Origin of the sequence: Nocardioides sp. (genome assembly GCF_004803405.1) — a bacterium.
Classification (GTDB): Bacteria; Actinomycetota; Actinomycetes; order Propionibacteriales; family Nocardioidaceae; genus Nocardioides; species Nocardioides vastitatis.
The window spans coordinates 1-12,133 of the sequence record NZ_SSXI01000326.1; the positions used below are offsets into that span (position 1 = coordinate 1).

General features: G+C 71.2%; 10 protein-coding genes. All 10 read right to left on the reverse strand.

Going from position 1 to position 12,133, the window contains the following annotated elements; genetic code table 11:
- A partial coding sequence (locus E7Z54_RS23630; protein ID WP_276606257.1) for a sirohydrochlorin chelatase occupies window positions 1–227 on the reverse strand: 227 nt, incomplete at its 3' end.
- Window positions 224–1,336: a uroporphyrinogen-III synthase gene (locus E7Z54_RS22175; protein WP_136436902.1), complete on the reverse strand. Its 1,113-nt coding sequence runs from the start codon at window positions 1,334–1,336 to the stop codon at window positions 224–226. The genes E7Z54_RS23630 and E7Z54_RS22175, both read right to left, overlap by 4 nt.
- Window positions 1,333–1,725 (reverse strand): nitrite reductase small subunit NirD, encoded by a 393-nt coding sequence (gene nirD / locus E7Z54_RS22180; RefSeq protein WP_346763560.1) that lies wholly within the window; start codon window positions 1,723–1,725, stop codon window positions 1,333–1,335. Before nirD ends, E7Z54_RS22175 begins: the two co-directional genes overlap by 4 nt.
- Window positions 1,722–4,292, reverse strand: coding sequence for a nitrite reductase large subunit NirB (nirB, locus tag E7Z54_RS22185; protein ID WP_136436903.1), 2,571 nt, complete (start codon window positions 4,290–4,292; stop codon window positions 1,722–1,724). The genes nirD and nirB overlap by 4 nt, the downstream gene beginning before the upstream one ends.
- A complete protein-coding gene (locus E7Z54_RS22190; RefSeq protein WP_136436904.1) occupies window positions 4,292–5,830 on the reverse strand; it encodes an FAD-dependent oxidoreductase in 1,539 nt (512 codons plus the stop codon). Before E7Z54_RS22190 ends, nirB begins: the two co-directional genes overlap by 1 nt.
- 215 nt (window positions 5,831–6,045) lie before the next feature.
- Window positions 6,046–6,795, reverse strand: coding sequence for a glycoside hydrolase family 16 protein (locus E7Z54_RS22195; protein ID WP_136436905.1), 750 nt, complete (start codon window positions 6,793–6,795; stop codon window positions 6,046–6,048).
- 105 nt (window positions 6,796–6,900) lie between these two features.
- Complete coding sequence (locus tag E7Z54_RS22200; protein WP_136436906.1) at window positions 6,901–8,964, reverse strand: molybdopterin oxidoreductase family protein; 2,064 nt, start codon at window positions 8,962–8,964, stop codon at window positions 6,901–6,903.
- A gap of 109 nt (window positions 8,965–9,073) precedes the next feature.
- A complete protein-coding gene (locus tag E7Z54_RS22205; RefSeq protein WP_136436907.1) occupies window positions 9,074–10,666 on the reverse strand; it encodes an MFS transporter in 1,593 nt (530 codons plus the stop codon).
- A 109-nt stretch (window positions 10,667–10,775) separates the two neighbouring features.
- Complete coding sequence (locus E7Z54_RS22210) at window positions 10,776–11,354, reverse strand: GNAT family N-acetyltransferase (protein WP_136436908.1); 579 nt, start codon at window positions 11,352–11,354, stop codon at window positions 10,776–10,778.
- Window positions 11,351–12,133 (reverse strand): penicillin acylase family protein (locus E7Z54_RS22215; RefSeq protein WP_136436909.1); only part of this gene is annotated, 783 nt, incomplete at its 5' end. The genes E7Z54_RS22215 and E7Z54_RS22210, both read right to left, overlap by 4 nt.

Consider the following 12,133-nt stretch of genomic DNA (forward strand, 5'->3'; position numbering starts at 1 on the left):
AGGTCGCGCCGCACGTGCACACCGGTCGACAGCAGGAGCGGCACCGCGACGGTCCGCCCGGGGAACCCGTCGGCCACGACGTCCGCGAACAGCGGCTCGCACAGCTCGACGTACGACGCCGTCGCCTCGATCCCGAGCCGCCGGCCCGCGGCCGCGGTGATCTGGACGGCCACCTGGTTGCCGGTGGCGGTGCGGGTGCCGTGGGCGACGGTGACCAGCCGGGTCACGTGGTCACCGCGAGCCGGTAGCCCCGTTTCACCACCGTCTGGATGCAGCGCGTGCCGAGCGCGGCGCGCAGCCGGGCAACGGCCATCTCGACCGCGTGCTCGGACCCGGCCGTACCGGACGGCAGCGCGGCGAGCAGGTCGCGTCGGGAGACCACCGTGCCGGGGTTGACCAGCAGCGCCTGGAGGACGGCGTAGGGGGCCGGCGACAGCTTCACCTCGACCCCGTCGAGCAGCACGTCGTCGCCGTGCAGCAGCAGGATGTGGCCGGCGACCTCCAGGCTGGTGCCGGCGGCACGCGAGGGCAGCTCGAACTCGAGCTGCTTGACCATCGCGGCCAGCCGCGAGCGCTCGGGGTAGATCGAGGGCACGCCCCACATCTCGAACGCGGCGGCGGTCACCGGCCCCACGCAGGCAGCGATCACGTCGGCCTGGAAGGCGGTGACGACCTCGTCGCGGTAGCCCGTCGATGCGGCCGCGTCCATCATCGCCGCCACGGCCGGTGCGGCGGTGAAGGTGACCGCGTGCACGTGCCGCTCCGCGACCTGTTCGATCAGCCGGAACATCGGCTCCGGGTCCGCCGCGCCCTCGACCCGGTAGACCGCCACCGTGGTGACCTCGGCTCCGAGCCGGCGCAGCGCGTGGGCGGCCATCGACAGCGACTGTCCGTGCTCCTGGACCACGATCCGGCGACCGGTCAGGTCGCGCCCGCGCAAATGGCCGAGCACGTCCTCGAAGAACTCCGACTCCGGCGCCCACAGCTCGCGGAGACCGAACCGGCGCAGCGCGCCGACGCTCTTCGGCCCGCGAGCGAGGATCTCGGCGCGTTCGAGGTGTGCGGTCAGTTCCTCGAGCAGTCCCCACCGCTCCGCGGCGGTGAACCATGACTTCAGCCCGATGCCTGTGGTCGCCACGAAGATGTCGACCGGCTGGGACAGCACGTCCTTGGTGGCCGCGAGCAGCCCGACCTCGTCGATCTGGTTGGGGTCGACCGACAGCGCGGGCGCGGGGATCACCTCGGCCCCGCGACGCTCCAGCAGTGCGATCTGCTCCTCGGCCCGTCGGGCGGCGGTGACCCCGATCCTGAATCCGGACAGGGGAAGGTCGGTCACGACTGGATTGTCCCCCGCCGGGCGCCCACGGACACAACTCCGTCGACGACACGCACGGCGTACGTCGGCACGGCGACCGTCGGGTCATCGATGCAGACACCGGTGCGGAGGTCGAACGGCTGCTTGAGCAGCGGACTCGCCACGAACGGGACCTGCTCCTCGCCGACCGTCTTGGACCCGACGATCCCGCGCGAGAGCACGGAGGCCTTGCCGAACGGGTCGTAGTTCGACAGCGCGAACACCTCGTCCTCGTAGGTCCGGAAGACCGCGACCGCCTCGCCACGCACGAGCGCGGTCACGCCGCCCTCCTTCTCGATCTGGTCGAGGCGGCAGACCGCCTCGAACGTCGCGTCGGTCGCGGCTTCGTCGACCATCTGCTCGGTACTCACTGGGGCGCTCCCACGGGAATCGAGGTGCCGAGGGACACCGGGCCGTCACTGTCCGCCGGCGCGATCTGGCCACGCTCGTCACGGAAGCTGATGTTGGGGTCCGGGACACCGGGGGCATTGACGAAGGAGACGAACCGGGCCATCTTCTCCGGGTCCTCGATCGTGGCCTTCCACTCGTCGAAGTAGGACTCGACGTGCTTGTCCATCGCGGCCTCGAGCTCGGTGCCCAGGCCCAGCGCGTCGTCCACGACGATCTCGCGGACCCGGTCGAGGCCGCCGTCCAGGCTCTCGACCCAGGGCGCCGTGCGCTGCAGCCGGTCGGCGGTGCGGATGTAGTACATGAGGAACCGGTCGAGGTAGCGGATCAGCGTGTCCTTGTCGAGGTCGCCGGCGAGGAGCTGGGCATGGGCCGGGATGGCGCCGCCGTTGCCGGCGACGTAGAGGTTCCAGCCCTTCTCGGTGGCGATGATCCCGAAGTCCTTGCTCCGCGCCTCGGCGCACTCGCGGGCGCATCCGGAGACGCCGCCCTTGAGCTTGTGCGGCGAGCGGAGCCCGCGGTAGCGGAGCTCGAGCTCGATGGCGAGGCCGACCGAGTCCTGCACGCCGTACCGGCACCAGGTCGAGCCGACACACGACTTGACCGTGCGCAACGACTTGCCGTAGGCGTGGCCCGACTCCATGCCCGCGTCGACGAGCCTCTTCCAGATCGCCGGCAGGTCCTCCATCCGGGCGCCGAACATGTCGATCCGCTGGCCGCCGGTGATCTTGGTGTAGAGGCCGAACTCCTTGGCCACCTCCCCGATCACGATCAGCTTGTCGGGGGTGATCTCACCGCCCGGGATGCGGGGCACCACGGAGTACGTGCCGTTGCGCTGGAGGTTGGCGAGGTAGGCGTCGTTCGTGTCCTGCAGGATCCGGTTCGAGCCGTCGAGCACGTGGTGGTTGAGCAGGCTGGCGAGGATCGAGGCGACCGCGGGCTTGCAGATGTCGCAGCCCCGGCCCGACCCGTGTCCGGCGATGATGTCGTCGAACCGGTTGTAGCCGTGGACGGCGACGACCTCGAAGAGCTCCTGGCGGGTCATCGCGAAGTGCTCGCACAGCGACTTGTCGACGGCCTTGCCGGTCGCGGCGAAGTAGTCCTCGACGATCTTCTTCACGACCGGCTTGCACGACCCACAGGTCGACCCGGCGCGCGTGTGCTTGGTGACGCACACCGCGTCGGCGCAGGGGCTGCCGTCGTTGAGCGTGGACTCGTCGGAGACCGCGTGCTTGATCTGCGCCTTGGTGACGTCGTTGCAGGAGCACACCTGCATCTCGTCGGGCATCTCGAGGTCGAGTCCACCGCGCGACGCCGGGAGGATCAGCTCCTCGGGGTTCTCGGGCAGTTCCATGCCGGAGGCGACCATCGGCCGCAGGATGCCGTACGCCTCGGCGTCGCCGACGAGCACGCCACCGAGCAGGCGCTTGCCGTCCTCGCTGAGGACCAGCTTCTTGTACACGCCGGAGACGGCGTCCTGGTAGGTCAGCTCGAGGGAGCCCTCGGTCTCGCCGTGGGCGTCACCGAACGAGGCGACGTCCACGCCGAGCAGCTTGAGCTTGGTGGACATGTCGGCACCGGTGAACTCGCCGTCGCCGTCGAGGAGGCGGTCGACGACCACCTCCGCCATGTCGTAGCCCGGCGCGACCAGCCCGTACATCCGGCCGTGGACGGCCGCGCACTCGCCGATCGCCCAGATGTGCTCGTCGGAGCTGCGCAGCGACTCGTCCACCAGGACGCCGCCGCGCTCGGCGACGTCGAGGCCGGCGGCGCGGGCAAGGGCGTCCCGGGGACGGATCCCGGCCGAGAACACGACGATGTCGACGTCGAGGGGGTTGCGGTCCTTGAGCGCGAGGCGCTCGACGCGGCCCTTCTTGTCCGCGAGCACCGCCTCGGTCATGGCCCCGGTGTGGACGGTCAGGCCCAGACCGTCGATGTGGCGGTTCAGCGTGCGGCCGCCCATGTCGTCGATCTGCACGGCCATCAGCCGCGGCGCGAGCTCGACGACGTGGGTCTCCAGGCCGAGCTGGTGCAGCGCGTTGGCGGCCTCCAGGCCCAGCAGGCCGCCGCCGATCACGGCACCGACCTTCGCCTTCTTCGCAGCGGTGCGGATCGCCTCGAGGTCCTCGATCGTGCGGTAGACGAAGCAGTTCTCGAGGTCGTGGCCCGGCACCGGCGGCACGAACGGCGCGGCGCCGGTGGCCATCACCAGCTCGTCGTAGGCGAGGTCCTCGCCGTCGGACAGGGTGACGACGCGCTGGCGCGGGGAGATCGCCACCACCTCGGTGCCGAGGCGCAGGGTGACCCGCGGGTCGTCGTACTGGCCGGTGGGGAGGAAGCTCAGCGCCTTGTCGCCGACCTCGAAGAAGGAGGTCAGCGCCACGCGGTCGTACGCCGGTCGCGACTCCTCGCCGATGACGGTGATGTCGTAGGTCTCGGTCAGGCCGCGCGAGATCGCGGACTCGACGAAACGGTGACCGACCATGCCATGGCCGACGACGACGAGCTGCTTGCGGAGGTGCGGTGCCATCACTTGATTCCTTCCGGGGTGAGGCTGGAGCGGCTGGCCAGGAGCTGGCGCACGGTCGAGGCGCAGCCACCGCATCCGGTGGTCGCGCGGGTCTTCTCGCGGGCGTCCTCGAACGAGGAGCACGCTTTGATCGCGCCGACGGTGACGCCGGCGCAGTTGCAGATCTCCGCGTCATCGGGAAGCTGCACGGGCTGTGCGGAACGCTCGACCAGCAGCAGGTCGCCGGGCTCGGTCGGCCCGAGGACGGTCTGCCGGTCGTAGTGCTGGGTGATCAGGCCGATCCGGTTGAGGTCGCCGACCAGGGCGCCCGCGACGATCCTGCCGTCGCGGACCACGAGCTTGCGGTGCGAGCCGCGCACCGGGTTGGACATCTCGACGACCTCGCCCCCGTTGAGCACCTCCTGCTCGGGGTCGCCGAGGACGGCGACGTCGAGGTCGGTCGCGCGGAGGCGGGCGACCATGCGGTGGCCGTCGTACTTCGCGGGCTCCTCGCACAGGACGGCCGCAAGCACACCGGCCTGCTCCCAGGCCGGTGGCACGAAGCCGGTGGTGCGGCCGTTGTGCTGGGCGCAGTCGCCGATGGCGTGGATGTCCGGGTCGGTCACGCTGGCGAGTCGGTCGTCGACCACGATGCCGCGCTTCACCTCGAGGCCGGCGCCCCGGGCGAGCGCGGTCGAGGGCCGGCCGCCGGCGGTGAGCACGACCAGGTCGGTGTCGAGGGTGAACCCGTTGTCGAGGCGCAGCGCGACCCGTCCGGGGTTCCTGGGCAGCGGGTCGGGCACCTTGACCGACCCCGACAGACCGGTGCCTGGGCCGTCCGTCGCATCACTGAGCCGGACCGCCCTGGCGCCGGTGTAGACCGCGACGCCGAGCTTCTTCAGGTCGCGGGCCAGGATCTTGCCGGCCGCGGTACCGATCTGCTGGTGGAGGAGGTGCTCGCCGCCCTCGACGATCTCGGTGTCGATGCCCCGGGCGCCGAGCGCTCGGGCCACCTGCAGGCCGAGGAGGCCGCCGCCGACCACGACCGCACGGCGGTTGACCTTCTCGCCGCTCCCGTTCGTGGCGTCGACCGCGTCGACCAGCCGCTCGCAGTCGCCGAGCGAGCGGAACGCGTGCACCGACTCGTGCAGCGACCCGTCCATCCGGACCAGGCCCCGGATCGGGGGCAGCGTGGGGATGCTGCCGGTCGCGAGCACCAGGGCGTCGTACTCGATGATCGTGCCGTCGACGAGCATGACGTCCTTGAGGTCGCGCTCGATCTCGAGGACGCGCGCGCCCAGGCGCAGGTCGATGTCGTGCTCGGCGTACCACTCCTCCGAGCGGAGCGTGAGCGCCTCGGGCCTGTGAGTGCCCTCCAGCACGGCGGAGAGCAGGATCCGGTTGTACGGCGCGACCGGCTCGTCACCCAGGACCGTGATGTCCATGTCCGTCGTGGCGCCTCGGCCGACCAGCTCCTCCACCAGCCTCGTCGCCGCCATGCCGGAGCCGACGACGACGACGCGCTTGCGCGCGCTCGTCGTGCGGCTGCTCTCGGTCATATATCCATGGTCGGGCGGCGACGTTTCGCCACGCGTCGCCCGTGTTACACCCCGATGTCAACTACTCCTCACAACCTCACCAGACTCACCGAATCACGGCGGGCGTCTGTGGCGGGCAGCACAGGATCGCCCTGAGCGACTGATGTCGGCCGTGTTTCGCGCCGGTCGATCACAGCACCAGTGGTGCCCGTGGCGACGGACCTAGGGCGCTGTCCCTACCGAACCGGAGTCCAGGTGACCTGCCGTACGACGAGCTCGGGGACCGCGCTGGGATCGCCTCGGCCGGGGAAGTCGAAGACGCCCAGGATGAGCATCATCGGATAGTCCGGCGACTGCGCGGACCGACTCGTCTCGACACCGTCGACCACCCACCGCACGCCGGCCGGTGACCACTCGATGCCGTAGGTGTGCCACTGCGCCACGTCGATCTCGCGCCGCGGCGCGGCGAACTCCTCGACCAGCGCGGGATCGCGGAAGGGATGGATGCCCGCGCCCAGGTCGGCCGCCCCGTCGCGGACCGTCTCACCGAACACCTCGACCAGGCAGATCTCGCCGCACTCGCGCGGGTCCTCCTCCATGCCGACCATCCAGGCCGAGAACATCGACCCCGGGCCGATCCTTGCCCGGCACTCGACCTCGATGTGGCCGTAGAGCGGGAGCAGGCCCGTCAGCCGCGGCTGCTCCTCCCGCACCACGAGCCCCTCCCGGAACGGCTGTTGCCCGTGCGTACTGCCGACCGGGCCGGACCAGTTGCCGCTCTGCACAGCCGACACCCGCAGCGGCTCGGCGTGCAGGTCCGGACACCAGCGAGGGTGGTCCGGTGGGATCGTCAGGTGCAATCCTTCCGGCGTGAGCCGATAGCTCGCCGCCGCCTCTGCTCGCGAGCTCCAGGCAGGCAGGTAGGCCGCGATCCAGCGCGCCGGGTCCAGCCCGTCGCCCTCGAACCGCTCCACGAATCTCCTCACGCGGAGATCATGGCGGGCCAAGCCCCTCTCGCGCCGCACACCGCGCCCCTTCGCGCCGCACACCGCGCCCCCTCGCGCCGCACACCGCGCCCCCTCGCGCTGAGGTCAGACCACCACGTCGGCGGCGCAGACCTTGAACTCCGGCATCCGGCTGGAGGGGTCGAGGGCGTCGTTGGTGAGCCGGTTGGCGCCGACCCAGTGGAAGGGCACGAACACGGTGTCGGGGCGGATCGTGGTGACCACCTTCGCCGGCGCCTTCATCTCTCCGCGGCGGGTGCGGACCACCACGGGGTCGCCGTCGTGGGCGCCGATCCGGGCGGCCAGCATCGGGTGCATCTCGACGAACGCGCCCTGGTCGGGCAGCGACGTGATGCGGCGGGTCTGGGCGCCGGACTGGTACTGGGCGAGCACGCGGCCGGTGGTCAGGTGGAGCGGGTACGACGCGTCCGGCTGCTCCGCGGCGCCGCCGAACTCCTGCACCAGGAACCGGGCCCGGCCGTCCGGGGTGGCGAAGGAGTCGGCGAACATCCGCGGGGTGCCGGGGTGCGGGGTGCCGTCGGCAGCCGGGCACGGCCAGAACACGCCCTGCTCGGCGAGGATCCGGTCGTAGGTGATGCCGGAGTAGTCGGCCTTGCCGCCGGCCGACGCGCGGCCGAGCTCGTCGAAGATCTCCTCCGGCTCCGTCGAGAACGGCACCGGCGAGCCGAGCCGCTCGGCGAGGCCGCTGATCACGTCGAGGTCGCTCCGCACGCCCTCGGGCGGCGCGACCGCCTGCTGGCGCAGGATCACCCGACCCTCGAGGTTCGTCATGGTGCCGGTCTCCTCGGCCCACTGCGTGATCGGGAGTACGACGTCGGCGAGTGCCGCGGTCTCGCTCATCACGATGTCGCAGACCACCAGCAGGTCGAGCGACTCGAGGCGCTGGGTGACGTGGGTGGCTCGGGGCGCCGAGACCACGATGTTGGAGCCGAACACGAGCAGCGCCTTGGCGCCGCCGCCGTCGCCGAGCGAGTCGAGAAGCTCGTAGGCCGACCTGCCCTTGCCGGGCAGCGACTCGGGAGCGACGCCCCACACGCCGGCGACGTGCTCGCGGGCGGCGGGGTCGTCGATCATCCGGTAGCCGGGGAGCTGGTCGGACTTCTGGCCGTGCTCGCGGCCGCCCTGGCCGTTGCCCTGGCCGGTCAGGCAGCCGTAGCCGGAGTACGACTTGCCGGGCATGCCGAGCGCGAGGGCCACGTTGATCCAGGCCAGCACGGTGGCGGTGCCCTGGGCGTGCTGCTCGGCGCCGCGGGCGGTGAGCACCATGACCTTCTCGGCCCCGGTGAGCATGGTGATCAGCTCGCGGAGCTCGAAGGTGGAGACGCCCGTGACCCGCTCGACCCGCTCGGGCCACCAGGCCGCGACCGACGTGCGGACGGCGTCGAACCCGGTGGTGCGCTCGGCGACGTAGTCCTCGTCGATGGCGCCCTGCGCGTCGAGCAGGTGCAGCACGCCGAGGGCGAGAGCGAGGTCGGTGCCGGGCACGGGCTGGAGGAAGAGGTCGGCCCGCTCACCGGTGGCGGTGAGCCGCGGGTCGATCACGACGAGCTGGCCGCCGCGCTCACGGAGCCGGTCGAGGTAGCGCGCGGCCGGCGGCATCGTCTCGGCCATGTTGGAGCCGACGAGGACGACGACGTCGGCCTGCTCGATGTCCTCGAGCGGGAACGGCAGTCCGCGGTCGACCCCGAACGCCTGGTTGCCGGCGCTGGCCGCCGAGGACATGCACCAGCGCCCGTTGTAGTCGATCTGGCTGGTGCCCAGGGCGACGCGGGCGAACTTGCCGAGCTGGTAGGCCTTCTCGTTGGTCAGTCCGCCGCCGCCGAAGACCGCGACCGCGTCCTTGCCGTGGTCGGCCTGGAGGCCGCGGACCCGGTCGGCGATCAGGTCCAGCGCCTCGTCCCATCCGGCGGCGCGGAGCTCGCCGGTCTCACGGTCCTTCACCATCGGCGTGGTGAGCCGCTCCCGGCTGCCGCGGAGCTCGCCGGCGGTCCAGCCCTTGCGGCACAGGCCGCCCTCGTTGACCGGGAACTCGGCCCACTCGCGGACCTCGATGCCGGCGCGTCCCGACCGCTGCAGGGACATCCCGCACTGCAGGCTGCAGTAGGGGCAGTGGGTGCGGGTCTCGGTCATGACATCCATTGCAGACAACGGTCGTTTCGTGGTGCGGGAGGCCGCGAGGCCGTGAGGTCAACATCTCCTCACAGCCTCACGGCTCCACGGGCTCGCGGTGAGAGGTGGATCAGACGCCGACGTAGCCGGTGTCCGCGTTCGCGCCCTTCCGCACCCGGACGTAGACCGCCCAGGTGACGATCGCGCACACCAGGTAGAAGGCGGTGAAGATCCAGAACGCGCTCTTCGTCGCTGCGAGCGGCTCGGTCACCCACGGGCTGTTGAACGTGATGGGGATCAGGAAGCCGCCGATCGCGCCGATCGCGCCGATGATGCCGATCGCTGCCGAGGCCTTCTTGGCCTGCGTCATCAGCGAGAGCTCGCGCTCCGGGGTGCCCGGGGCGGTCGCCCGCTCGGCGTCCTTGCGGAAGATCGCCGGGATCATCTTGTACGTCGAGCCGTTGCCGATGCCGCTGAAGACGAACACCATCAGGAACGCGGCGAGGAAGAACGGGAACACCTCGGTGTTGGCGTCGATCGCCTGCTGCACGGGCGCCGGGAACCGGAAGGCGGCCGGGTCCTTGGCGATCTCGGCGAGCGCGGCCTTGTCCGGCGGAGGCGGCAGCACGGTCAGCCGGCTGAGGGTGAACAGCACGGTGAGGGTGCTGAGGATCATGCCGGAGAACGCCAGCAGCGTGATCCGCGCGCCGCCGTACTTGTCGGCGAGCCAGCCGCCGAACGGCCGGGCCATGGAGCCGACCAGGGCGCCGAGGAAGGCGTAGAACGCGAAGTTGATGCCGATGCCCTCGATGCTGGGGAGCGGCTGGCGCCAGAAGTTCACCTTGATCAGCAGCGGCATCGCGGCGGAGTAGCCGATGAACGAGCCGAACGTGCCGATGTAGAGGAAGGCCATGATCCAGGTCTGCTTCTCCTTCAGCACCGACAGCTGCTCACGCGGGTTCGACTTCGCCCCGGCGAGGTTGTCCATGAAGAAGTACGCCGCGAGCGTCGCGACGATCGCGAGACCGGCGTAGACCCAGGCCGCCCGCTCGAGATGGATGCCACCCTCGCTGGCCTTGACGATGCCGAAGATCCCGGCGCCACCGACGATCACCGGCAGGAAGAACTGGATCAGGGAGACGCCCACGTTGCCGCCGGCCGCGTTGAGCCCGAGCGCCGCGCCCTTCTTGTCGGCGGGGTAGAAGAAGTTGATGTTGGCCATCGAGCTGGCGAAGTTGCCGCCACCGAAGCCCGCTGTCGCCGCGATCACGCAGAACGCCCAGTACGGCGTGTTCGGGTTGGTCACCGCGTAGGCGAACCCGAGGGTGGGGATGAGCAGCAGCCCTGCACTGCACATCGTCCAGTTCCGGCCGCCGAACTTCGGCACGGCCAGGGTGTAGGGGACCCGGAGCATCGATCCCACGAGGTTCGGGATCGCGACCAGGAAGAACAGCTGCTCGACGGTGAACTGGAAGCCCTGGGCCACGAGGAACGCCGACGAGACGCTCCAGATGAGCCAGACCGAGAAGCCGAGGTGCTCGGCGAAGATCGACCAGATCAGGTTGCGCTTGGCGACCTGAGCACCGGTGGTCTCCCAGAACTCCTTGTCCTCGGGGCGCCAGTCCTCGATCCACTTCCCGGTACGACGGCTTCGCGTCGGCGCCGGTGCGTGAGCGACGACGGTGTCGCCGGGCTCGCTGTCGTGGTTGGTGGTGAGTGTCATCGGTGCTCCTGGCGGACAGGGGTCAGGTGATTAGTCCCTGATCCTGTGCGCCCGGCGTTTCACCCTGCTGCGTCTGCTCGTTTCGTTTCGTCAACTCCTCCTCACAGGCTCACTCGCTCACCGGCTCACGGGTGTGGCGCGCCACACTCCGCAGCTCGGCCACCGCGGCGAGCGCACGCTCCCGGTCGAGGTAGCAGAACTGGGCCGGCTTCTCGCTGATGCTGGTGCGCAGGTCCACGAGGGGACCGCGCCGGGCGCCGAGGCGGCCCAGCAGCAGCGCGAGCGACGCCTCGTTACGGGCGTCGGGCTCGAGCACCAGTCGGCGGCACCCGGGCAGCGAGGTCAGGAACGCCAGCATGGCGGCGAGCACCTCGCCGGTGCGGCCCGCACGGGCCGGGTCGTCGGCCAGCAGGAGGTGCATGCCCACGTCCCCGTCCTGGCGGGGGTACCAGTCGCCGATCTCGTCGACCGCCGGGTCGTAGGTCTGGAGCAGGCCGAGCGGATGGCCGTCGAGCAGCACCAGGAACGCCGCGAGGTGCTCCTGGTCGTCGATATAGCGGTAGATCCGGGCGACCTCCTCCTCCCCCAGGCCGGTCATCCCCCAGAACGCGGCACGCTCGGTCGTCACCCAGGAGGTCAGCAGGGCGGCGTCGCCGTCGGGGTCGACAGGGCGCACCGTGGCGGTCATGGTCGCTCCTCGGTCTCGCGGTCGAGTGGGACGGTGCCGCCCGCGGCCCACGCGGCCTGCTGGTCGTGGTGGTGAGGGGAGCGAGGATCGCCCGAGGCGCCCAGCGGCACCACCCAGCGACTGTCTCCGGCCAGGTCCCACACGTAACGCGCCACCGGTCCGTGCACGCAGGCGCCGGTCCCGCCGAGAGCCCGGGTCGCCAGGACGCAGTCGTCATCCCCGGCCACCGCGGTCGGCGGTGCCGATGCTCCTGCGGGGGCGGCCAGGCCGAACTGCTGGTGAGGCGTCAGCGGTACGGCGAAGTGCCGGTCACCCCACGGCGGCGGGTCCGGCTCGGTTGCCACCTGCTCCAACGCCGCCGCCACCGCCTGCAGCGGGTCCACCCCGAACGGCTTGTCGGCGGCCAGCAGCGTGGGCAGCGCAAGGCGGATCCGCCCGCGCAGGTCGAACCACGGGCCGAACAGCTCGCCGTGGGGGCTGCCGTCGGCGTCCGCGAGGGCGGGTGTCGTCGCGAACGCCTCGACCAGGGAAGCGCGGACCGCGGCGAACAGGGCGGCCTCCATGCTGTCCGGAGCCATCCGCCGGTCCCACGCGAGAAGCCGGGCCCGGAGCTCGGCCGCGTCCCCGGTCAGGTCGACCAGGGCGGCGACCAGATCCAGCAGCGCGCCCCCCGCGACCTGGCGGTCGTCCGCGAGCACCTCGCCGAGCCGGGTCGCGGTGACCGGTGCGTCGGCTAGGAGGCCCTCGAGCTGTGCGCGGATCCGCTCCGCCCGGAACGG